At 69.8% G+C, this 23638-nt stretch carries 18 protein-coding genes and 3 pseudogenes; 16 read left to right on the top strand and 5 right to left on the bottom strand.

Features of this window, described 5'->3' with window-relative positions; genetic code table 11:
• On the top strand, positions 1–2975 hold a 2975-nt coding region (locus EES42_RS46615), incomplete at its 5' end, for an alpha-L-fucosidase (RefSeq protein ID WP_241196750.1).
• Between the two features lie 82 nt (positions 2976–3057).
• Here the strand turns inward: EES42_RS46615 and EES42_RS33315 are convergent.
• On the bottom strand, positions 3058–3768 hold the full coding sequence (locus EES42_RS33315; RefSeq protein WP_124721932.1) for a hypothetical protein: 711 nt from the start codon (positions 3766–3768) through the stop codon (positions 3058–3060).
• Between the two features lie 411 nt (positions 3769–4179).
• Between EES42_RS33315 and EES42_RS33310 the strand changes: the two are divergent.
• Positions 4180–4331: pseudogene (locus EES42_RS33310) on the top strand (HAD family hydrolase); the annotation flags it as partial.
• A 131-nt stretch (positions 4332–4462) separates the two neighbouring features.
• Here EES42_RS33310 and EES42_RS33305 read toward each other — a convergent pair.
• Entirely contained in the window at positions 4463–5233 is a 771-nt protein-coding gene (locus EES42_RS33305; RefSeq protein WP_124721931.1) for a hypothetical protein, read from the bottom strand.
• Between the two features lie 362 nt (positions 5234–5595).
• Here EES42_RS33305 and EES42_RS33300 point away from each other — a divergent pair, with 362 nt between their 5' ends.
• The 9 genes and pseudogenes from EES42_RS33300 (at position 5596) to EES42_RS45130 (ending at position 17783) form a co-directional block, all read left to right on the top strand.
• Positions 5596–8142 (top strand): ATP-dependent Clp protease ATP-binding subunit, encoded by a 2547-nt coding sequence (locus EES42_RS33300; protein WP_124721930.1) that lies wholly within the window; start codon positions 5596–5598, stop codon positions 8140–8142.
• Positions 8143–8359: 217 nt separating this feature from the next.
• Positions 8360–9139: a S1 family peptidase gene (locus EES42_RS33295; RefSeq protein WP_124721929.1), complete on the top strand. Its 780-nt coding sequence runs from the start codon at positions 8360–8362 to the stop codon at positions 9137–9139.
• A pseudogene (locus EES42_RS46610) lies at positions 9136–9423 on the top strand (ankyrin repeat domain-containing protein); the annotation flags it as partial. The gene EES42_RS33295 and the pseudogene EES42_RS46610, both read left to right, overlap by 4 nt.
• Before the next feature lie 692 nt (positions 9424–10115).
• Positions 10116–10619 (top strand): hypothetical protein, encoded by a 504-nt coding sequence (locus tag EES42_RS33285; protein WP_124721928.1) that lies wholly within the window; start codon positions 10116–10118, stop codon positions 10617–10619.
• Positions 10589–12007: a hypothetical protein gene (locus EES42_RS33280; protein WP_124721927.1), complete on the top strand. Its 1419-nt coding sequence runs from the start codon at positions 10589–10591 to the stop codon at positions 12005–12007. The genes EES42_RS33285 and EES42_RS33280 overlap by 31 nt, the downstream gene beginning before the upstream one ends.
• A complete protein-coding gene (locus EES42_RS33275) occupies positions 12004–13638 on the top strand; it encodes a vWA domain-containing protein (protein ID WP_241196749.1) in 1635 nt (544 codons plus the stop codon). Before EES42_RS33280 ends, EES42_RS33275 begins: the two co-directional genes overlap by 4 nt.
• Before the next feature lie 12 nt (positions 13639–13650).
• Positions 13651–14763: an ATP-binding protein gene (locus tag EES42_RS33270; protein WP_124721926.1), complete on the top strand. Its 1113-nt coding sequence runs from the start codon at positions 13651–13653 to the stop codon at positions 14761–14763.
• Positions 14760–17564: a DUF5682 family protein gene (locus EES42_RS33265; RefSeq protein ID WP_124721925.1), complete on the top strand. Its 2805-nt coding sequence runs from the start codon at positions 14760–14762 to the stop codon at positions 17562–17564. Before EES42_RS33270 ends, EES42_RS33265 begins: the two co-directional genes overlap by 4 nt.
• Positions 17565–17630: 66 nt before the next feature.
• Positions 17631–17783, top strand: coding sequence for a hypothetical protein (locus tag EES42_RS45130; RefSeq protein WP_164495379.1), 153 nt, complete (start codon positions 17631–17633; stop codon positions 17781–17783).
• 45 nt (positions 17784–17828) lie between these two features.
• On the opposite strand, the gene EES42_RS33255 is transcribed toward EES42_RS45130, so the two are convergent.
• Positions 17829–18266 carry a GNAT family N-acetyltransferase gene (locus EES42_RS33255; RefSeq protein WP_124721923.1) on the bottom strand — a complete coding sequence of 146 codons (438 nt, stop codon included), beginning with the start codon at positions 18264–18266 and terminating at the stop codon, positions 17829–17831.
• A gap of 149 nt (positions 18267–18415) precedes the next feature.
• On the opposite strand from EES42_RS33255, the gene EES42_RS46605 reads away from it, so the two are divergent.
• Entirely contained in the window at positions 18416–19009 is a 594-nt protein-coding gene (locus EES42_RS46605) for a GNAT family N-acetyltransferase (RefSeq protein WP_124721922.1), read from the top strand.
• A gap of 169 nt (positions 19010–19178) precedes the next feature.
• On the opposite strand, the pseudogene EES42_RS33245 reads toward EES42_RS46605, so the two are convergent.
• Positions 19179–20297: pseudogene (locus tag EES42_RS33245) on the bottom strand (MFS transporter); the annotation flags it as partial.
• Positions 20294–20803, bottom strand: a complete 510-nt coding sequence (locus EES42_RS33240) for a GNAT family N-acetyltransferase (RefSeq protein ID WP_124721920.1) — start codon at positions 20801–20803, stop codon at positions 20294–20296. The pseudogene EES42_RS33245 and the gene EES42_RS33240, both read right to left, overlap by 4 nt.
• 26 nt (positions 20804–20829) lie before the next feature.
• Here EES42_RS33240 and EES42_RS33235 point away from each other — a divergent pair, with 26 nt between their 5' ends.
• The 4 genes from EES42_RS33235 (at position 20830) to EES42_RS45730 (ending at position 23554) form a co-directional block, all read left to right on the top strand.
• Positions 20830–21345 (top strand): CGNR zinc finger domain-containing protein, encoded by a 516-nt coding sequence (locus EES42_RS33235; protein ID WP_124721919.1) that lies wholly within the window; start codon positions 20830–20832, stop codon positions 21343–21345.
• A 118-nt stretch (positions 21346–21463) separates the two neighbouring features.
• Entirely contained in the window at positions 21464–22273 is an 810-nt protein-coding gene (locus EES42_RS33230; RefSeq protein ID WP_124721918.1) for an AAC(3) family N-acetyltransferase, read from the top strand.
• Positions 22274–22619: 346 nt separating this feature from the next.
• Positions 22620–23396, top strand: coding sequence for a VOC family protein (locus EES42_RS33225; protein WP_124721917.1), 777 nt, complete (start codon positions 22620–22622; stop codon positions 23394–23396).
• A complete protein-coding gene (locus EES42_RS45730; RefSeq protein ID WP_206433727.1) occupies positions 23393–23554 on the top strand; it encodes a hypothetical protein in 162 nt (53 codons plus the stop codon). The genes EES42_RS33225 and EES42_RS45730 overlap by 4 nt, the downstream gene beginning before the upstream one ends.
• The last annotated feature ends 84 nt before the right edge of the window (positions 23555–23638 follow it).

Below are 23638 nucleotides of genomic sequence, written 5' to 3'. Positions count from 1 at the left end.
GCGCCACCTTCAACCTCAAGAGCAACGCCGTCACCCTCGCCCACAACACCCTCGTCAATGTCCGCAGCACCCCCGGCAACCCGGGCGGATCCACCGCCGACCCCCGGTTCACCGACCGCACCGGCGCACTCCCCGACGGGCTGCGCCTGCACACCGGATCGCCCGCACTCGGCGCCGGGACGGCCGTCGCCGACGATGTGGACAAGGACCTGTACGGCAACCGCGTCGCCGACCCGCCCAACACCGGCGCGTACCAGGGCCCAGGCGTGGAGGGCGCCGCCCCCGACCCCGTCGGGCCGGTCGCGGCAGGCCTGGCCAATGGGGGATTCGAGCAGGGGCTCGCCGGCTGGTCCACCCGCAACGCGACGGCAGCCGCCGACGCCCGCACCGGATCCGGCGCACTCCGGCTGAACGCCCCCGCGGGGAACTTCGCCACCGCCGAGCAGACCGTCTCCGGGCTCAAGCCCGACACGGTGTACGAACTCAGCGGCTGGATCCGCAGCGACGGCAGCCCGACCGTCCTGGGCGCCAAGGGATTCGGCGCCACCATGGACAACCGGGTCTCGGCCACGACCTGGACCCGTACCGCGCTGCGGTTCACCACCGGCGCCAACAACACCACCGCGACCGTCTACTGCTACCGGGAGAAGCCCGGCCAGGCCTCCTGCGACGACCTGGAACTGACCGAGTCGGGCCCCAGGGCCGTCCTCACCTCCAAGGTGAAGGTCGGCTTCGGCGGCTCCTTCACCACCGCCACCGGATATACCCCCTCGACCGGTGAGAACGTCGACGGCACCCTCAGCCGGATGTCCGGCGGCGAACAGCTCGACGGGGGTGCGGTGACCCTGGGCGGTGGCGGGCAGGGCATCATCTACAGCCCGCGTGAGCCGGTCTCCGACGGCAAGTACCTCACCAAGAACATCCTCAGCGAGGCCCTGGTCCGCCGGGCCGCGGGCGCGAAGCTCGATTTCGACACCGTGCTGAGCCTCGCCGGTGGCGGCTACTACCGCTACCGGTCCGGTTCCCAGAACGTCACCCAGTTCGGCATGTACGGGCCCGAGGCACCCTGGTACGAGCAGCAGCAGGACGGCCCCGACCTCTCGTCCGACGCGTACACGCATGTGGCACTCGCTTACTCCACCACCGGCACCACTGGTCCCGGCGTCGCCCGCCTCACCGCCTACATCAACGGCTGCCAGGCCGGCACGGCCCTCGTGAACCAGGTCGCCGCCGCGGATGCGGCCAAGGGCGTCCTCGCCTTCGGCAACGACGCGGGGACCAGGAACCGCGGTCTGCACGGAAGCCTGGACGGAATCGCCGTCGCCACCTACACGGGTGCCGTCACCCCCGAGGACTTCCAGCTCACCGCCCCCGGATCCGGCTGCGGCGACGGCACCCCGCCGCTGCCACCGGGCTGCGAGGACGACCCGGGCACCTCCGGCCCGGTCACCCCGTCGTCCGTCGTCACCGTGGCCACCTGTGACCGGCCGGACCGGATCCTGGAGAAGGCCGCCCATGTGGTGCCCGACGCCAAGCAGCTCGCCTGGCAGCAGAAGGAGCTCACGGCGTTCGTGCATTACGGCATGAACACCTTCACCGACAAGGAGTGGGGCGACGGCACCGAGGCCGAATCGGTGTACAACCCGACCGGTCTCGACCCGGACCAGTGGATGGCGTCCCTCAAGGCCGGTGGATTCAAGCAGGTCATCCTCACGGTCAAGCACCACGACGGATTCCTGCTGTACCCCTCCCGGTACAGCGACCACTCGGTGAAGAACAGCCCCTGGTGGCAGGGCGGCGCCAATCCGAAGGGCGATGTCTTCGTTGCTTTCGTCAAGGCGGCCCGTTCCGCCGGACTCGGCGTCGGCGTCTACCTCTCACCCGCCGACGGCGCGGAGATCCCGGCCGCGGGACACCGGGGCAAGGGCCGCTTCGGCAACAACAGCGCCAAGAAGACGGTCACCGTCCCCACACTCGTCGACGGCGACGACCGCACCCCGGGCACCACCTACACCTACCGGGCCGACGACTACAACGCGTACTTCATGAACCAGCTGTACGAGCTGCTCACCCAGTACGGCCAGATCGACGAGGTCTGGCTCGACGGCGCCAACCCGTGGGCCGGGCAGTACGACCAGCCCTACCAGACCACGGACTGGTACGACCTGATCGGCAAGGTCGCCCCGCACGCCAACGTCGCGATCAACGGCCCCGACATCCGCTGGGTCGGCACCGAGACCGCCTCGGGGCGCGACGACGAATGGAGCGTCATACCGTTCAAGGGCGACCCCGCCTCCCGCAACCGTGACGACGACATGGTGGTCCCGCCCGAGAGCGACGACCTCGCCTCCCGGGACGTCCTCACCGCCCACCACCCGGACTACCTCGCCTGGTACCCGGCGGAGTCGGACGTCTCCATCCGGCCCGGCTGGTTCTGGCACGCTTCCCAGGACAGTCAGGTGAAGACGCCCGCCAAGCTGCTCGACCTCTACCGCACATCGGTCGGCCGCAATTCGGTACTGCTGCTGAACGTGCCGCCCAACCGGGCGGGCCGGATCAGCGATCCGGACACCGCCGCGCTGGCGTCCTTCGGACAGACCGTACGCGCCACCTACGGCACCAACCTGCTGGTTCCTTCCGCAGGTTCCCCGCTGACGGACGAGGAGCTGACTTCCGCGTGGAGCCCCGCCGGTGACGCACGCTCGGGGGAGGTGGTCGTGGAGTCACCGCAGCCGGTCACGTTCGACCGCGTCGTGCTTCAGGGGGACATCACCCGTGGGCAACGGGTCGAGTCCTTCGCCGTGGACGTCTGGGACGGCACCGCGTGGAAGACCGTCGTGCAGGCGGGCACCATCGGCTACAAGCGCATCGAGCATCTGAGTGCGCCCGTCACCACGTCCAAGGTCCGGCTGCGCGTCCTCGGCGCCCGCGCCAACCCGCACGTGGCGAAGCTGGGGCTGTACAGGGCCTCCTGACCCGGACTTTTCCAGGGGCGGGGCGCAACGGACGACCTCCGCCCCGCTCCGCACCCGCACTGCGGGCCCGGGAGGGCCGCGGCTACGTCGCGCGGTCCTCCCGGTCGTGAACGCGCCGGGCCTGCGGCACACAGCAGTGTGCCGCGGCGGGGGCGCTGTGGATGATGTGCTCGGCCCGTGTCCGGTACTCCGGATCGTCGGCGACCGGGTGCATGTCGGTCCAGTAGATGCTGAGCATCGTACGGAGCGTCGTCGGATCCTGCCCGGGGCCGGTGGGCACGGTCAGCCGGTCGAGGTGCCGCCACAGTTCGTGGTCCGCGGGCTCGGCGCTGCCGCCGTTGCGGGCGTGGACCGCCTGGTGGCGTTGCACGGCGACGGCCAGTTCACGGAGCGTCTCCCGGCTCTGCTGACCGGAGTTGAGGCTCTGTGCGCGGTTCACGTTCCGCTGTTCCTGGCCCAGTTCGGAGATGGCTCGCTGGACGCGCTGGTGAAAGTTGGCGGTGCGGCGCCGCAGCGATTCGAATTCGGCCCGGGTGGCGAACCATTCGCGCTTGCCGGCCTCACCCCGGGCAAAGCACTCGATACGGAACTCCTCGCGCTCCGTCTTCCGGCGGCGCAGGACACTCGCGGTGCGTTCGTGGACATGCGTGAGGATCTTCCGGGCGCGCGGCAGATTGTCGGGATGAGTGATCGCCGCCCACGTTCTGGCGTCGCGGGTGGGCGGGTGAATGTTCGAGGTGAGAATCTGCTCGAACTCTTTGTCGGCGAGCTGCGCGAGGTCCTGGGCGTCCACTACTGGCCTCCAAGCCGGTGTTGGGCGGTATGTGCCCAGCGTGGCGTATGCCACCGACAAGAACGTAGAAATCCGGAAATAGAACACGCCAAGGCGGGGGCGTGCACAGGCCATGTTCCTGACGGTGTGTCAATTGCGAGATCTCGGCCCGCTTCCCCCCGGCAGTGGTCGGCAGGCGCGGTCCACAAGAGACCGTCGGGTCGGCGAACCGACCATCGGTGCGGTGCGGCTGCCGGGTGCGGACGACTCAACAGGGCGGCCTCGGGGCGGAGTACGGCCATCCTGCGCATGTCCGAAACTGGATGCCACGAGTCAACGCGCCCGGCCGGCAGCTGGTCCTTCCTGGCCTGCTGCTGATAGCGGCCCGGCCGGGGACCTGGGAGGATTCGCACGGAGACTGAGCTGCCGCCCATGGCTCGGAGCCCTGCCGAACTGGTGATCTTCGACTGTGACGGTGTCCTCGTGGACAGCGAGCGGATATGCGTCAGGGGGGACGCGATGGCCATGGCGGACCCGGGATGCGCGTTCGCGAAGGCGAGATCGTCGAGCGGTTCGTCGGGTCACGTACCACCGTGTTCGACGACATGCGCGAACTTCCCGGGCTGCCGGCGGCCGTCACCCACTGAGTCCGGACGCGATCGACGGGTCGTGGCGGAGGGGCCGACCTCGCGCGGGAATCCCGCCGGGCCCGTCCTCAGGAGCGCCACAACGGCGGCCGTACCACGTCGTTCTCGGAGACCCCGCAGTTGATGCCGTTGACGACCTCGTCCCCCTCGATGTCCCAGCCGACGACACCGTTGCCCTTGCGCCCCAACTCCACCAGACGAGCACGTTCATTTCCCTCCCCGGTGTTCACATCGCATTCCACAACACTTGTCCAGGAGCGGCCGTCCACCGCCCCGGCCAGCGCGATCACCGGGAGCACCACCCCGGCCAGCAGCAGGGCGGCGACGGTCGCGGTGTCGGCGGAGTGCTGCAGCCAGCCGGAGGGGGAGGTACGGGTGCGCTTGCCGCTGCCGAGCTCGCGACGTCCGGTGCGGTACTCGACGATCACGCCGAGACGCAGTGCGTACGAGGCGACGGCCACCGCGACGCCCCACCACCATCCGTGGAAGGCCCCGACCACCAGCGCGAAGGTGAGGGGGACGACGGCGGCCGCTGACAACGTGTGAACGACGGAGCTGTCCGCGTGCACCCGGGCTCCGCCCTTCGCGGCGAAGTACGCGTACGTGGTGCGCGAGACCACGACGGCGAGCACCGAGGCGAGCAGCGCGGTGTTGAGGAGCATGCCGATCAGGACGTCCGGCCAGTTGGAAGGCTCCATGGCGACCAGTGCCTCGCTCGCCTCGCCTCCGCCGCCGAGCGTCCAGGCCAGCTTGAGGACGGGCACGGCGAAGACGACCGCCAGCAGGATGATGTGGCCGGGGCCGCCCTTGAGATCCTCCGACTTTTCGTTGTCGCTCATGGCGCAAGTCTTGGCTGCGTCCGGGCGGTCGGCGAGGCGACCTGCCGGGACCGTCGACCGTGCGGTGCGGCACGGCAGCCCCGGATGCCACCCGAACGGCGTACTCCCGGCCGGTCCGTCACAGCGCCGGGAAGTCCGTGACGCGGTGCCGGGCAACGGCCGCGGGCGTTGGGCGATCGCCCGCGCCGTTGCGAGACGGGGTGGGCGTTGGTCTAGTGAAATCACCTGTCGATGGGGACCACGGGGCGGCCGCGATGCGCCGCGGGCCCCGGTCACCCCACGTCCGTGTCCGGCGCAGGGCGATCCCGGCAGGCATACCTCTCGCGCTCTCCCTTCCCACCCGCACCCACTGGACGGTGACCATGACCATGTCCTCCCTCGGCTCCTTCGGCGGCCCGGACCCGTTCAATGAACTGCTCAACCGGTTCTTCGGGATGTCCCCGGCGTCCTCACCGCCACAGATGCAGCGGGTTCCCATCGGGCGGCTGCTGACCGAATCCGCCCGTGAGCTGATAGGCCGGGCGACCGCACGCGCGACCGAGGACGGCAGCCGGGACCTGGACACCGAACACCTGCTGTGGGCCGCCACCCAGGTGGATCCGGCGCGCACCCTGCTCAAACAGGCCGGGGCGGACCCCGACGAGCTGGGCAAACGGATCGCGGAAGTCCTTCCGGGCGAGAGCGCCACGCCGTCCGCGGAACCGAGCCTGACGCCGGCCGCCAAGCGCGTACTGCTGCATGCCTACGAGCGTTCGCAGGCGGCCGGGGTCTCCTACATCGGGCCCGAGCACATCCTCGGCGCGCTGCTGGACACCCAGGAGTCCGGTGCGGCCAAGCTGCTCGGTGCCTACGGCACGGACACCGGCAAGCTGCGGCGCGAGGCGGACAACGCGGCACGGGCCGACGGCACCCCGGAGGGCGGAACGAGCGACACCCCGACGCTCGACCAGTACGGACGTGACCTGACCGAAGAGGCGAAGGCCGGGAAGCTCGATCCCGTGGTCGGCCGGGCCGAGGAGATCGAGCAGACCGTGGAGGTGCTCTCGCGGCGCTCCAAGAACAACCCCGTGCTGATCGGTGAGCCCGGTGTCGGCAAGACCGCGATCGTGGAGGGAATCGCCCAGCGCGTCGTGGCCGGGGACGTCCCCCGCACCCTCAAGGACAAGCGGGTGATCGCGCTGGACCTCTCCGCCCTGGTGGCGGGCTCCCAGTACCGCGGCCAGTTCGAGGAACGGCTCAAGAACGTCATCGACGAGGTCACCGCCGCCGCGGACTCGACGATCCTGTTCATCGACGAGCTGCACACCGTGGTCGGCGCCGGAGCGTCCGGCGAGGGCGCCATGGACGCGGGCAACATGCTCAAACCGGCACTGGCCCGCGGCGAACTGCACGTCGTCGGCGCGACGACCATCGACGAGTACCGCAAGCACATCGAGAAGGACGCCGCGCTGGAGCGCCGTTTCCAGCCCGTCATGGTGCCCGAGCCGACCGTCGAGGAGACCATCCAGATCCTGGAGGGTCTGCGGGACTCCTACGAGGCCCACCACCAGGTCCGCTTCGCCGACGACGCACTGGTGGCAGCGGCCGAACTGTCCGACCGCTACATCAGCGACCGTTTCCTGCCGGACAAGGCCATCGACCTCATGGACCAGGCGGGTGCCAGGGTGCGGCTGCGGTCGCTCGGCAGGTCCACCGAGGTCGTCTCCCGCGAGGACAAGATCGCCAAGCTGAAGCGGGAGAAGGACGAAGCGGTGGCGTCCGAGGACTTCGAGAAGGCATCGGGGCTGAAGCTCCAGATCGCGGAGACGGAGGCCGAACTCGCCGGTGTCGAGGAACGGCGCGAGGGCGTCATGGACGTCACCACCGCCGACATCGCCGAAGTCGTCTCCCGCCGCACCGGCATCCCGGTCACGCAGCTCACCGCCAGCGAGAAGGAGAAGCTCCTCAAGCTGGAGGACGCGCTGCACTCCCGCGTGGTCGGTCAGGACGAGGCGGTCACCGCGATCGCGCAGGCGGTGCGCCGCAACCGGGCCGGAATGGGCGACCCCAACCGCCCCGTCGGCTCGTTCCTCTTCCTCGGGCCCACCGGCGTGGGCAAGACCGAACTGGCCAAGGCGCTCGCGGAGTTGCTCTTCGGCGACGAGAGCCGTATGGCCCGCTTCGACATGAGCGAGTTCCAGGAGAAGCACACCGTCTCGCGGCTCGTCGGCGCACCGCCCGGATACGTGGGCCACGAGGAGGCCGGCCAGCTGACGGAGAAGGTGCGCCGCCAGCCGTACAGCGTGCTCCTGTTCGACGAGGTGGAAAAAGCCCACCCCGACGTCTTCAACACGCTGCTGCAAGTCCTCGACGACGGACGCCTGACCGACGCGCAGGGGCGAACAGTGGACTTCCGCCACACCGTCGTCATCATGACGTCCAACATCGGCGCCCAGCGCATCCTCGCCCACAAGGGCGATGTCTCCGAGATCCGTGACGACCTGATGGGCGACCTGCGGGGTCACTTCCCGCCGGAGTTCCTCAACCGAGTGGACGAGACGATCATCTTCCACGGCCTCGACAAGGACGACCTCGGCGAAATCGTCGACCTCATGCTCGACGGCAGCAAGCGCCGCGTACGGGCCCAGGACATGGAGCTGGAGATCACCGAGGCAGCGAAGAAGCTCCTCGTCGCGCACGGCCACCAGCCGGAGTTCGGCGCCCGCCCGTTGCGCCGCACGATCCAGACCGAACTCGACAACCGGATCGCCTCCCTGCTGCTGAGCGGCGAGGCGGAGCCGGGCGACACCATCGTCGCCGACGTGAAGGACAACGCCCTGGTCTGCTCGATCCGCCGTCCGGAGACCTCGGCCGAGGACGGGGCCGAGTCGGAGACCGGGCCCGGGACCGAGGCGGTTGCGGCCGAGTAGGCCCGACGCCGCAGATCCCCGGCTGCCCGCCCGGCTTCCCGGTGATGACTGGGCTTGTCGCACAGTCCCAAGAGCTGCGCGGCAAGCCCTGTGCGGTGTTTCGGCAGCGTCCGCGCAAATTCGGATCGGCCGATCATGGAACCCCGGCTCCGATCTCCACATCCTCCTTCACACGACGCGCGGCCACCGGCCACGCAATGTGTCCTGGGGGGACCACATGTTCACGTTCAACGGGCGTACCGCGGCCGCCGCACTGGCCGCCTCCGTCCTCGCCGCGGCCGGTCTCGCGGTCACCGCGACTCCTGCCGCCGCCATCCACGGCGGGCAGAACACCACCGTGGTGGACCACCCGTACGCCATGCTCATCGAGACTCCGGAGGGCGAGCAGTTCTGCGGTGGCACGTTGGTGGCACCCACCAAGGTGCTCACCGCCGCGCACTGCATCAAGGACGCCGCCGAGCCCCGCGACCTGCTGGTCATCGGCGGGCGAACGGACATGAGCGGCACCAAGGGGACGGTCCGGCACGTCGCGTCGGTCAAGATCCACCCGAAGTTCGCCGCGGCCACCCTCACCTACGACGCAGCGGTGATCACCCTCTCCAAGCCGATGCCGTACGCATCTCTCAAGCCGGCCGGTCCGAAGGACTCGGCTCTCTACGCCTCGGGGAAGACCGCGAAGACCGTTGGCTGGGGCAAGACCGCCACCGACACTCTCGGGAAGCGGCTGAAGTCGGCCACGCTGACCCTGGCACCGCTCAAGGGGTGCGCGCCCTTCACCGAGCCGGGCGAGTCCGCCGCGCTCAAGGTGTGCGGGATCCCGGCCGTGAAAACACACGACAGCGTCTGCCGGGGCGACTCCGGCGGCCCCCTGGTCGCCGGGGGCAAGGTGATCGGTGTGGTCTCCACGGGCAACAAGTACTGCGACGACCAGTACCCGGTGTCCGTCTTCACCCGGGTCAGCGCGATCGCCGCAGGGCTCGGCCTCCCGGTCGGGTGAAGGCGATCCTCCGGGCCGGGGCCGACCCGGAGCGGGCGGACAGCGAGAGCGGCGCACTCGGGTCGGAAGGCAGGCCCTCGTGCGCGGCCGCGTGCTGGGGACACACACCGAAGCGGTGCGCGAACTGCCGGCGCACGGAGCCGATCCGAACCTTCGCCCGAAGAGCACGGCACCGGCCTTCGCCTCTGGACTGGGCGAAGGCCGGCCCGCATGCCGGCCCGCATGCCGGAACAGCCGACCTTCTCATCGCTGCGGGAGCCGTCGCGCCCCTTTGCAGACAATAGGAAACGCGTTCCGGGGGTGAACCTCACGACCCGTACGGGTGATTGACCCCTCCGTCGATGCGACGGCGCGCCGAGCCGCGGCTAACTCTGCTCCTTGTGATTCAGAACCTGCTGCGTACCGCCACGGCGGTCGCTCTCACCGCCCTGCCCCTCACCCTTGCGAGCCCGGCGCTCGCCGGAGAAAGTCCCGTCGCACCACGGACGGGTTCCGCCGCGCCGCAGTCAAGCTCCCTTGCTCCACAGGCGAGTCCGTGTGCTGCCGTCGTCGCGCCTGTCGGGCAGTTCTGTGTGCCGTCGCCGAAACAGTGCTTCACGACTCCGTGCCCTCAGTACGATCTCGTCGCCATCCCGTTCTACCCCCTGTTCCCGGGCAGGGCAGCCGTGACCTCCCAAGGCCCCGCGCGCACTCTCTGATACCGCCTGGGGCGGGGTGCCCTCCGCTGTTCGCCGATCCTTGCCGCATACGGATGACTCTCCACGTCCGGCGCTGAAGCGTTGATGCCCTGCTGCGCGGCCGTACTTCGACGGTCGCGGCCGCGCAGCGGGGCACACCTGTGCCCGGGGGAGGCCGAGGCCGGCGGGCGAGGCGGTCCCGCGACCGCGACCGGGCGTTGTCAGTGCCCGTAGGTATGTTCGGTCGTGTCCTGCCGTTGTGGCGAGGAAGTCGCCTTGGTGCACATAGGAGTGGTGCGTTGTCAGACTGGGAGAGGTCGAGCACGGCACGGGTGATAGCGCCCGCGCGACCGCGCAAGCTGGCCAAAGTGCCGTTCGTCGAGCTGGCCGACGGACGCCTGCAGGGTGTGGTGTCCAGCGGCTCGGACATCGGGCGCGTCTATGTGTCGTCGGTCGCCGCGGGCACGTACACATTCGCGTGCAGCACCAACAACAACCGGCCCTGCGGCGGCGCGCGGGGATCGTTCTGCAATCACATCCGGGCCCTGATCAGCGAGGCGGTGCTGCAGTACGGCGCCGAGCGGGTCGCACGCTACCTGAGGGTCGAGCCGTCGGACGGGGAGCCCAGCGCGCAGACCATCACCGACGGCATGAGTGCCGCACGTCCACCGCAGGGGGACACCAAGGCCGCCGCGCCCGTCTTCAGCCGGTTCCTGCGCCACCTCGCCTACCTGGAACTCACCCCGACCACGGCACCGCTGCCGGAGATGCAGTGGTTCCCGCCGACCAGGGCGGTGGCGTGATGCGTGCGGACCTGTTCGCGGAGGACATCACCGGACTCGACGAGGCACTGACGGCCGTCGACGGCTTCGACCGGGCACTTGTCGCGGGCCTGCTCCGTCCCCAACCCGTCCAGAGCGCCGGCCTGACCGGACTCGCCCACGCCGTCGCAGGGACGCCGCTGGCCGCGAGGGTCGCCGAGGCGGCCGAGAAGGCGGCGGGCGGAGCCGCGAACGAAGACCACTTCGTCGCACTCGCCGCCGCCCGCACGGCGCTTCTCGGCTCCGTCCACGACGCGCTGATGACCCGTATCGAAGAGGCGACCGGCCGACCCCGCGGGGAGGCGACCGCCCCCGAACCCGCCGGGCAGCAGGCGGCGAACCTGCTCACCGCCGCCCGCTCCTGGCTCTCCGATCTGGCCCGCTCGGGATGGCAGGGCATCGATCACGACGTGGTCTCCGGCGCGGCGCCGGTCGTCTCCGCGATGCTTCCGGACCCCGAGCTGCGCCGACTGGCGACGCTCCTCGACGGCTTCGCCGCCGAACTCGCGGCGTCCTGCCCGGGCGTTTCGATGGAACGGGTTCCGGCACGCCGCTGGGCCGATCTGTGGTCACGCGCTCTGCTGCTCACGGTGCCCGGCGCGGCCGACGTGCCGGTGACCGGCACGGTCACCGGCCGCCTCCTGCCCCTCGGCGTCGATGTCCAAGAGCACGCGACCGCCGTACAGGCCCAGATCCACGCGGTGTTCGAGCCCGCCGACGGCACCACGCCCCGCCTGGTGCGCGCCGGGATCGCGGTGCCGAAACCCGACACGGTCGTCGGAGCAGGTCTCTGGCAGCTGCTCCGCCCGCACATGTCGTTGCTGACCGCCGTCAGTGAGGGGCGATCGATGGAGCTCACCGACATGCCGGTCACCGAGGAGGGCGACCTGATCTGGAGCGACGAGCACGCCGGCCGGGGCGAGCCCGCCGACGCCTTCGCCACCGCCCGCGTCGCCCTGCCCGCCGCCACCGACGCGGCGACAGCACCCCTGGACCGGCACCCGGCGCGCATCGCCGTCCCCGTGTTCCTGGAGGGCTACGCAGTCCAGAGGGACGACGACACACTCACGTTCACACTCCCCGGTGGCCCTCTCGCTGTCGACACCGACCGCATTCCGACCGCCGGACCGCTCACCCCCGAGGCCGTCGCGGCATCCGGCGCGTGCATCGGACTGCTCCGCTGGGACGCCGGGACGTATCGCGTGCAGCCCCTGGCAGTCGAGACGACCGTACGGAAGAAGGCCGTCGCGGTCCACGCCGGGGGATGGGCCGGGGGTACCACCGACAAGGCCGGCGCCAAGGCCGAGAAGGCCGCCACCGACGCCGTGTCCGTGCTGCGGGAGCGTGCGGGGAGGCTGCTGCGGAAATGACGGACCACAACACGACGGAGCGGACTGCCGAGAGCGCGCCGCTTCAGGGCAACGAAGCTGCTCGGGCCCCGCAGCCACTCCGGACCACGCAGGCTTCTCACGTCCCGCGGATTCCGGAGGCGGATCCCCAGGACAACCGCCGTCAGGTCCTGTACTGGCGGCTACTGGCCCGGCTCTTCGACCCCGAGGAACAGGGCACGCTGGAATCCGCGAGCCTCGCGGTCGTCGAGGACATCGGCCTGCCCTCCGCGCTGCTGGACCCACAGGCATCCGTCGACTCGATCGTGCAGCGCCACCCGGAGCTGGCCACCGAGTTCGACGGCCTGATGGCACCCGACCCCGACCCCACCCCTGACTCCGACCCCACCCCTGACTCCGACCCCACCTCTGGCTCCGACCCCACCCCTGACTCCGACCCCACCTCTGGCTCCGACCCCACCTCTGGCTCCGACCTCGAATCCGGATCCGGGACCGCCGAGGCACGCGACCGGGCCGCCGAAGTGCGACGGGCGGCGCTGGTGTCGAAGGTGCTGCTCAACGTCTTCGCCTCCGGCTCGGGCACGGTCACCGCCGGACAGCTGGCGAGCTGGCAGTCCGACGCGGGCTGGCTGGAGCGCGCACTCGGCTGCAAGCCCGGCGAGCTGCGCGGCGGTCGAGCCGGGGGAGGGGCCGCCGGCCGGGGCGTCAGCCCGACCGGCACCGGCGGCAGGCGCACGACACCCGACCTCAGCCAGCTGATCCCGGCGATCGGCCCGGAGCTCGGCGCCATCGAGGCCGACCTCGTCAAACGGATGCACCTGCGCGAGGTGCTCGCCGACCCGAAGCTCGCCTCGCAGCTCACCCCGAGCATGTCGCTGATCGAGCAACTGCTCCGGGACAAGAACAACCTCTCGGGCACAGCCCTGGCCAACGCCAAGGACCTGATCCGCCGCTTCGTCGACGAGGTCGCCGAAGTGCTGCGTACCCAGGTGGAGAAGGCCACGGTGGGCGCCCTGGACCGCTCCGTCCCGCCCAAGCGGGTATTCCGGAACCTCGACCTCGACCGGACGATCTGGAAGAACCTCACCAACTGGAGCCCGGAGGAGGAGCGGCTCTACGTAGACCGTCTCTACTACCGGCACACGGCCCGCAAGACGACACCCCAGCGGCTGATCGTCGTCGTGGACCAGTCGGGCTCGATGGTCGACTCCATGGTCAACTGCACCATCCTGGCGTCCATCTTCGCCGGGCTGCCGAAGGTCGACGTCCACCTGATCGCGTACGACACCCAGGCCCTCGACCTCACACCATGGGTGCACGATCCCTTCGAGACCCTGCTGCGCACCAACCTCGGCGGCGGCACCGACGGCACCGTGGCCATGGCACTGGCCCAGCCGAAGATCGCGGAGCCTCGCAACACCGTCGTGGTGTGGATCTCCGACTTCTACGAATGGCGGACCGAGCCGCTGTTCGAGAGCATGGTCGCCATTCACCGATCGGGAGCCAAGTTCATCCCGGTCGGATCGGTCACCAGCTCCGGCCGCGGCAGTGTCAACCCATGGTTCCGTGAGCGCTTCAAAGACCTCGGTACGCCGGTGCTCTCCGGCCACATCCGCAAGCTCGTCAACGAGCTCAAGACGTTTCTCGCTTAGAAAGGCCCTGTCATGTCCGACCTGTTGCGCGCCCCCGCCGAGATCAAGTACGCCGAGGAACTGGAGTGGCTCGAGTCCATCGACGACAACCCCAAGCCCTTCTCCTGGCGGCTGTCCCCGAAGATGGTCCGTCTGTTCATCCTGGGCTCCGAGCGCTCCGACGGCCTGGACCGGGAGATCTCGCAGAAGTGGTACGGCGACCGCAGTTTCGTGGAGCGTTCCATCGTCACCCTGGCCTCCGACCGCGGCCTGCTGCTCATAGGTGACCCCGGCACGGGCAAGAGCTGGCTGGCCGAGCTGCTGTCCGCCGCGATCTGCCGCAATTCCACACTGGTGGTGCAGGGTACGGCCGGCACCACCGAGGACCACATCAAGTACTCCTGGAACGTGTCGATGGTCATCGCCAAGGGCCAGTCCCGGGAATCGATGATCCCCTCGCCGATCATGACCGCCATGGAATCCGGCGCCATCGGACGCTTCGAGGAGCTCACCCGCTCCACCAGCGACGTGCAGGACGCGCTGATCTCGATCCTGTCCGAGAAGTACATCTCGGTACCCGAACTGGACAGCGACAGCATCGTCTTCGCCAAGCCCGGCTTCTCGGTCATCGCCACCGCGAACAGCCGCGACCGAGGCGTCAACGACCTGTCCTCGGCGCTCAAGCGCCGCTTCAACTTCGTCCGCATCCCCGTGGTCACGAACAAGAAGAGCGAGGTGGAGATCGTCCGTTTCCGCACCGAGGAACTGCTGCGCCGCCACCAGATCGAACTGGAAGTGCCGCCGACGCTCCTCGACGTGCTGCTGCAGAGCTTCGCCGACCTGCGTGCCTCGGCGGCCGCGGCCGGCAGCGACGACGAGAAGCTGGAGTCCGCGCTGTCCACCGCGGAACAGATCGGAGTGCTGGAGGATGCGGTGCTGCACAGCAACTTCTTCGGGGACCGCGCACTCACGGCCCGCACACTGGCCTCCTCGCTCGTCGGATCGCTGGCCCGGCGGGAGCCCGAGGACCTGGCCATCCTCAACAAGTACCTGCACGGTGTCGTCGAGCCGCGCAGCAAGGAGGAGGGCGGCTCCTGGCCGGAGTTCCTGGAGGGCGGCCGCGACGCGATCGCCACCCTGTCATGACCAGCACCCACGAGGGGACCTTCGAAGGACTGCGGGCTCAGCTGCAGGAGGCCGCAGCGACGTTCGCCGACGGACCCGACGCGCTGGAGGGCATCCTTCTCGGCATCGTCGACGACGTCGACCACGCGGTCCGCGAGCCGTTGGAGATCTTCCCCGTCTGTCATCACTCACCCGCCTCGGCGATCGCGATGGCCCGTCGCCTGCGGGAGAAGCAGCCCAAGGTGGTCTACCTCGAACTGTGCGAGGACATGGCGCCGCTGCTGACCGAGCTGCGCAACTGCAAGCTCCCGGTGGCGGTCCAGTCGTTCGCGACCGAGGTCGACGGCTTTCCGGTCGAGTGGTCCCCACTCTCGGTGGTCGCACCGATCACCGAGGCCTCCGCCGAGTACCAGGCGATCGCCTACGCACTGGACACCCCGGGCGTGGAACTGGTCCTCGTCGACCGCTCATCGGACCACGTCTTCCAGTGGGACGCACGTGCGACGGAGTCCGCCGAGCCGGCCGCCCCTGACACACCCCCTGCCGAGGAGGAAGCCGCACTGCACGGTGACGCGGTCGGCGTGGAGATCGGGGACCTGCGACCGCGCTTCGCCGAACTGGAGGAGCACCTGCTGCACCACGGCAAGGTGCGGCACTGGTCGGAATGGTGGCACCAGTACGTCGAGCTGCCGCTCGGCGACAGCGACCACGACACCTACCGCCAGGTCATGCTTCTGATCGGCAGCCTTTTCCGGCGACTGGCACCGGGCGACGCCCACCGGGTCCGTGTGGACGAGGACCGCGAACGCTACATGTGGACCAGGATGCGCGAACACCTGGCCGCGACCGGAGCCGATCCCGCGGACTGCCTCTATGTCTGCGGCGCCTTCCACGCGGCCAGCCGCGTCGCCGAGTTCGGTGTCCACGGCACGGACACCTTCGAGATCAGCCCGCCCAGCGCCACCACGTGGCAGCACGGCCTGATCCCGTCCAGCCACGCGGCGATCGAGGCGCAATTCGGCCTCGCGGCGGGGTCGGTGTCCATCGCCGCGACGGTGTGGGCGAAGAACGTCCGGCGCACCCGCGTGGAGCCCTTCCGCCTGGCGGGGCAGGCGGGCGCGAAGAAGTCGAGGGCCAAGAAGGCCGCGGCCCCGGTGGGGCCCGTCCCGGAGGTCCCGCCCTCGGACAAGCTGACCGGATTCCTGCAGCGACCGCCCGCCCTGGACCGGCTCGACGAAGCGGAATTGCTCGGCTGGTCGGTGGAGATCGTGCGCGCCGCCCGCCGAAACGGCTACCTCGCCTCCACGGCCGACGCCATCGCGGTGTTCGAGACGTCGATCCTGCTGGCCGGAATGCGCGACCGGGCCAAGCCCACGCCGTACGACTTCCAGGACGCGGCGGTCACCTGCATCGAGAAGGACACCGTGCCGGGCCGGCGCGATGTGCGGCGCCTCGTGGAGATCATGATGGGCGGCGACCGGGTCGGCCAGGTCGGCTACGAGGCGCTTCCGCCGCTGGCCCGTGACGTCCACGACCGGCTCGCACCCCTGGGCCTGAAGCTCCAGCAGAGCGGCGTACAACGAGCACTGCTGGACATCGCCTCCCAGCCCGAACTCGAACGGTGCTCCGACGCGTTGTGGATGCTTCGCTACCTGATGCCGCAGGGCGCCGCCCGTCCCATCATGGGAGAGCGGAAACTGGGGGAGCGGCCCATCCAGGAATCGTGGGACCTCGCTCTCGGCACCTACCAGCGTGCGCTCATCGAGCTCGGCTACGAGGGCGTCAGCATCGAGCAGGTGCTGGAGCAGCGATTGCGCCGCACGGCTTACGACCGGCGCGCCACCGCCGCGACCGTCCTGGAAGCCGTCGAGGACGCCACGCTCTACCTGCGCAGCCGCCGCCTCGCCGACGAGCTGGGCACACACGCCCTTGAGGTGCTGTCGGCCGAGCGCAGCGTCGACGGTGCGCCGGAGGTACTGCGCCGGGTGCGGCGGCTGCTGGCGTACTACCGCACCAGCGAGCCGGTGCTGCCGCCATGGATCGAGTCCTTCGCCAAGACCGGATACGCCCACTACTGCACTCTGCTGCCGACCGCCTTCACCGACGAAGACGCCACGGTCCGCCAGGTGGCGGCCATGTTGGGCTTCCTGTTCAGCATGGAGAGCCTGGCACTGTCGCTGGGCTGCGACCGGACCCAGCTGGAACTGGCGGTGGCCCAGTCGCACCCCGAGGAGCCGTCGAAGACGGCCCTGCTGTGGGCGGCGCAGGTACAGCTCGGCCACCTCTCCCGGGCAGAGCTCCGCGCCAAGTGCGACGAGCTGCTGGGTAACCCCCTGGTGGTGCCCGCCTACCCGCGCTACCTCAGCGGCTTCGTACACGCCCTGGAACCCGTCCCGGGCCTCACGGACTTCGTGGTGGAGGCAGTCTCGAACGCGTTCGCACGGCTGCCGGACCCGGTGCTCCTGCCGTGGCTGCCGACGCTGATCACCACCCTGCGATCCGGCGGCTCGGAGCTGGCTCCCCTGCTGATCCGTGAAGCCGGACGGACCTTCCCCGGCCGGCTCGCGACACTGGACGCATGGGTGCCGCCGTGGCGCTCCCGACCGGACCTCGAAGCCACACTTTCCACACACAGCATGGAAGGCGCCCACGGCTGCACAATCCTCGCCGCGCACCCCGCGACATGCGACGCGGTGGCGGGCCTGCTGGGCTGGGAGGTTACGTGGGAGACGGCGGAGCCCGACCGCCCGGCAGGCGCGGCACTGTTGGGCCGCCATCCGGAGACGGCCGTCGCGCTGGAGGTGCTGCTGTCCGGAGCATGACCGCTTCGGTGTGTGCACACGAGCGCACGTGCACACGCAGCGGATCCGTCGAGGACGACGAGTCCGGTGCCGGCCCTGCCACCCGGCGGGACCGGCACCGGCCGCACCGGCCGCACCGGCCGCACCGGCCGCACCGGCCGCACCGGCCGCACCGGCCGCACCGGCCGCACCGGCCGCACCGGGCTCGCCGTACGCCGCGTGCCGTGGTGCGATGGCTGATCAGCCACGCCCGTGCGGTCAGTCAGCAGACCCGCACGGTCGCGCCTACGGTCGTACGACAGACCGGTAGACGGTGGAATCACGGGCCTGGAATCCCAGGCGTTCGTACAGTCGATTGGCTGCCCGGCGGGACGGACGAGAGGTGAGATCGACTGTCCGTACCCCCGCCGCGTCGGCCAGGCGAAGCGCCTCCTCGGTCAGCGCCGCTCCCACTCCGTGACCCCGCGCCGCCTCGTCGACCACAACATCCTCGATGCGGCCGCGCAGCCCCGACGGCAACGGATACACGATCAGAGTCAGCATGCCGACCGCTCGGCCGTCGATCCTGGCCACCAACAGGGTGTTGGCGTCACTGCGCAACAATCGGGTCACCGACTCCTCATCGGGCGCACCGGCCGTGCTCGAAAGCTGGGGCAGCAGCCGGGCGATTGCTTCCACCACTTCATCGGTCGCCTCGCGGACGACCTGCACCTCGACGCTCATGAACGTGACCCTACCGACAAGTCCCGCGCACGCGGTGCGGGAACGGCTGCACGGGTCACCATCACCACCGCGAAGTACCTGGTCAAGGTGGTGTTGTGAGGGGCGGCGAATGCCCTGGACGGCGAATCCGGTGCGTGATTCGATGAGGGATGACTTCGTTCTGGGTGGGGAAGCGGATACGTCTGCGTGGGATCGAGCCGGACGACTGGACCGCGCTCATGCGCTTCGCCGAGGACGAGGAGCGATTGGGAGACCTGCTGAACCCGCCTCGTTCTGCCGAGAGCCATCGTGCCCGGGTGAAGGAGCAGGCCGTCGCCAAGGCTGACGGGGACTGCTTCCAGCTGGTGATCGAAGCTGCCGACACGGGGAAAGTCGTCGGCTCCCTGGGCTCGTACCACGCCGATGCGCGTTCGGGCTGGTTCGAGTACGGCATCACGATAGGGGCCGGGTTCCGGCGCAAGGGGTACGCGGCGGAGGCCGTACTGCTGTTGCTGCGCTACATGTTCGCCGAGCGGCGGTTCCACAAGTGCCAGGTACGGATCTTCGCGCACAACGAGGCCTCGCTGGCACTTCACCGTCGGCTCGGATTCGTGGAGGAGGGCCGTCTTCGCGATCACGTGTTCATGGCCGGACGGCACCACGATCTCGTCCTGATGGGTCTGATCGCTGACGAGTTCGCCCAGCTGCATCCGGCCGGCGAACTCCGGGGCCGTCCTCTGGATCCTCCGTCGAACGCGACTTGAACCAGGCGAAGTCCGTCCAACGCGCGGAACACGAGTGGCGATGCCTGCGCTCTGCTCCGGCCGAGACGATCAGGGCGGCAGCGGTCATCGTGGTGAGGAGCGCCCAGGCCGGGACGAAGCTGTGGGTGAGGTCCTTGAGCAGGCCGAGTGCGGGTGGCACCGTGACGATGGCGATCTGGTTGGCCGACATGGCCAGCCCGAGGGCGAAGCCAGTTCTGCCCGGTGGGGCGGATTCGGTCACGTAGGCGACCCACGGGCCGTACCAGCCGAAGCCGAAGAAGCCGAGCCAGACGAGCACGCAGCAGGCGATCGTGGGTGATCGACCCAGCGGTGTCATCAGCACTGCCATTCCGACGACCACGGCGGCCATGCAGGTCATGACGGCGCCGTACCGTCCGGACCTGCTGCGGTCACTCCACGCAGCCAGGCAGATCCGGCCAACGACGCCCGCTCCCTGGGCCACCACCAGGACAAGGGCCGCCGTGCCGGCGCTGACGGACGCCGCTTCATGGAGGTGCAGCACCGTCAGGATGCCCACACCGGACTGCACCGATATCAGGGTCGTCCCGGACAGCATGATCTTCGCCATCGATGGTTCGCGGAGCATTCGTAGCCGGATGCCGAGTCGGGACCTGAGCGAGGCGCGCGGCGTACTGTCCCGCGCAATGACGTGATGGGTCTCCACGGTCTCGGTGGGCGGCCGGCGGTAGAAGCCCATGAAGACGGCGGATCCCAGTAGTGCGACGAGGCCACCGGTCAGAAGTGTCGATCGCCAGCCCAGGGTGAGCGCGAGGTAGGGGAGCACGGCCGAGGCGAGCGCGGCGCCCAGTGGCAGACCGGCCTGGCGGATGCCCATCGCGAAACCTCGCTGGGAGGCGTCGAACCAGGACGCGACCGACTTGCTCCCGCCGGGCTGAACCGTGCTGTATCCCGCGCCTACGACCAGCAGGACACAGAGCAGGGCCCCGTAGCCCGGCGCGAGGCTTCCCGCGCACAGGCTCACCGCGACCGCGCAGGCGCCCGCTCCGACGACCCAGCGCTCGTCGTAGCGGTCCAGCAACTCCCCGGCCACCAGCAGGCCGACCAGCGGTGCCAACTGGGCTGCCGAGATCAGCAGGCCCAACTGGGCTGTACTCAAGTGCAGTTGATGCTGAAGATGGATGCCCATCGCGCCGATGCCCTGCACGAAGAAGCCCGAAGCCGCCTGGGTGAAGGTCGCGATGCCGAGGACGACCCAGCGGAAGGGGTGAGTGTGGGGAGCGGACGAGAGGCCGCGTCGGGGGGTCACGGGCGCCAGTACAGCGACGGGTCGGGGTGGTTGGTGAAGCCGAGGTCGCGATAGAGCGGTTCGCCCTCGGCGGAGGCGTAGAGGTCGACCCGCGCGACGTCGCTCTCCCTGAACCAGCCGAGCAGTCCCTGCATGATCCTGCGGCTGTGACCGCGCCGCCGGGACCTCGGGTCGGTGACCACACCGATCACCTGTCCGATCCGGCCGTTGCGCAGGTGCGGGCCGGGCAGCCGCTGTTCGATCGTGCCGATGCCGCAGGCGGCGAGGCCGTTCTCACCGTCCACCACGAGGATGCGTACGGTGTCGGAGCCGGTGTCGACGCTCGTGGTCAGCTGCTCCTTGAGCACTGTGGCCAGGGCGTCCAGCCAGTCGTCGCCTCCCGACGCGGGGGCGAAGAAGTCGCCGCCGAGGTTCTCGAACAACATCGCCCGCAGGCGCACGAGTTCCGCGATGTCGTTCTCCGTCGCCTGCCGTACATCGGCGTCGTTCGCAGTGCGTGGTGTCATGACCACCAGACTGGTGTAATGGTCTTATGCACCTCAACCCTTACGGCGAGGATGTCGTGAACCTGGCCGCGGATCTGGCCAATCGGCGCCCGGCGAACGCCGAGGAACTCGCCGACCGCTGCCGCGCGGCCGGCCTGGTGCTTGAGCATCCGGTCACGGCACAGGATGTCGAGCGCACCCACGAAGTGCTGGACGCGTGGGAGAAGGTCGTCGATGCCGACGACGAGCGTGAACGGGCCGAGTTGCTCAACCGGATGCTGGCAGCGGCCGCCGCCCACCCGAGGCTGACCGACCACGCCGACGGCGGCTGGCACCTGCACTACCGCGACGACCGGCAGCCGCTCGGAGCCCTGCTGTTCTCGCTGATCTCCGTCGGCACCGCACTGCATCTGGCGGGACGGGGCATGCGGCGGCTCGGGCGGTGCGCCGTGACCGAATGCACCGTGATCTTCGCCGACACCTCCCGTACCGGACGGCAGCGCTACTGCTCCCAGCGGTGTGCCAACCGCGACGCGGTACGCCGACACCGTGCTCTGCGGTGACCGGCAGTGACTGTTCCGGTGCGCTTCGAGGGTCTCTGTCGTGTGACGGGCCTCGAAGCGCACCAAGTGCCGAAAAATCGGTGGCCCGGGTGGATCGGTGCCTGGACACTGGCCCGTTATGTCTATCAAGTCTCAGCACGGCCCCATGTGTACCCGTGACTCGCTCGCCTCCGACCTCCGTGCAATGGGCCTGCGCGCCGGTGAGACCCTCCTTGTGCATTCCTCGCTCAGTTCGCTCGGCTGGGTCTGCGGCGGTCCCGGTGTCGTCGTCAGGGCGCTGCTCGACGCCCTCGGTGACAGTGGGACTCTGGTGGTGCCGACCCACTCCGCCGACAATTCGGATCCGGCGTACTGGGAGAACCCGCCCGTGCCCGAGGAATGGTGGGCGGACATCCGCGCCTCGACGCCGGCCTTCGACGCGCGGACCACTCGCACCATCGGCGTCGGTGTCGTCCCGGAGACCGTACGTAACTGGCCCGGTGCGGTACGCAGTTGTCATCCGCAGACGTCCTTCGCGGCCGTCGGCCCCCGCGCCGCCGCGATCGTGGACGGTCACGCGCTCGACTGCCGGCTCGGCGAGCACAGCCCGCTCGCCCGGCTGGAGGAGGGCGGGGCGCGGATTCTTCTCCTGGGGGCGGGCTTCGGATCCTGCACGGCGTTCCATCTGGCCGAGTACCGCGTTCACTCGCCGCAGTCGGACAATTCCTTCGCCGTCATGACTCCGCGGGGCCGCGTCTGGGCCACCGTGCGTGACACCTCGATCTCCTCGGAACGCTTCGACGAACTGGGAGCGGCCTTCGAGAACGAACGCCAAGTGGTGCGAGGCGCGGTGGGCGGTGCGCAGGCCAGGCTGTTCGACCTGGCCGACGCCGTCGCGTACGCCGAGGGCTGGCTGTCCGAGCACCGTCCGCGCGCATCCACGATGTGACCGGATCGATCCCCGTCCTGCTGCTGCGCTGGGCCGGCAGCAGGACCGGGCCCGCTCGCCGCCCCGGTCGGTGTGGGAACGGGCGTGGGAGCCGGGGTGCTGAGGTGCGGTGGAGCAGTCCGAGGTACACGGTTGGATCACGAACTCGGCCTGCCGATCGCCAGGACGTCGCTCACCGACGGGCGATCCCCGTACGACGGTCGGTCACGGAGACAGGGCCGAGCCCTTGGGACGGGAGGCGAGCGATCGCGGAACTCACGGCGGACCACGTGGCGGAGTCGTCCACGCGGATCGAGGGGCAACCCGTGGGGCATCGGCAGCGGCGAGCGACCCGAAGGAGCATCGAATGCCGGCCCTCGGAAGGATCAGGCACGCAAACGGCGCTCCCTGCTGGGTGAGCCTGATCGTTCACGATCTGGACGCGGCGCAGGCCTTCTACGCCGACGTCATGGGCTGGGATTTCGTCGCGAGCACCCTCGGCGGCAACTTCTCCGTGGCCATGGCGCACGACCGGCCGGTGGCCGGGATCGGCTGCTGCTCTCCCGCCGCCAGTCCGCCCGCTGTCTGGACCCCGTACTTCGCCGTGGACGACGCCGACGAAACCGCGGACCGGGTCAGGGAGCGGGGCGCCACACTCGCCGTCGGGCCGGTGAAACTGGCCGAGGGCCGCGCGGCGATCGCCGCCGACCGGGACGGCGCCGTATTCGGCATCTGGGAAGGCATGGCCCTTGCCTGGTCGGTGGGACGGGGCAGCGCACCCGCGCGACTGGACCTGCAGACACGCCATGCGTTCGAGGCGGCCATCTTCTACGCGGGGATCTTCGACTGGGCCCAGCCTCCCGGTGGCTGCACGGTCGACTACGCCGAGGACCACGTCCGCGTCAGGCTCGAAGGACGCACCGTTGCCACCCTGCGCGGCGGGGGCATCGAAACCGCTGCGGACCCCAGAATCCGGCCCCGGTGGATCGTCGACTTCCGGGTCGAGGACGGCGCACGCGCCGCGGCCGCCGCCTTCGACGCCGGTGGTGAGTCGTCATTGGTCCCCGCGCTCGACGACCCGTCGAAGGACGCCTTCATCATCCGCGATCCGTACGGCGCGCTTTTCACCGTGTCCGGCCCGTGACGTCAGGCCCTGCTCGCACCACGACCCCGGACGCCGTCCTCCCGCCGGAGCAGCGCCTGTTCAGCCCGTCCGACCTGCGGCGACGAGCACGGTCCCGGTTCACCGGAGCCCGGCTCGCCATGGACCAGGGGCGTGTCTCGGAGTTCGGGGCGGCCTGAGCCACCGTCAGCCCGAGGCATCGGCTTCCGGGGCTGTCCGAAGGGACGGAAACTCGCTTGAGTGATCGGAGTCTGAGGAACGCC

Origin of the sequence: Streptomyces sp. ADI95-17, from assembly GCF_003846175.1 — a bacterium.
Lineage (GTDB): Bacteria > Actinomycetota > Actinomycetes > Streptomycetales > Streptomycetaceae > Streptomyces > Streptomyces sanglieri.
This window is presented reverse-complemented; position numbering and strand designations above follow the sequence as displayed.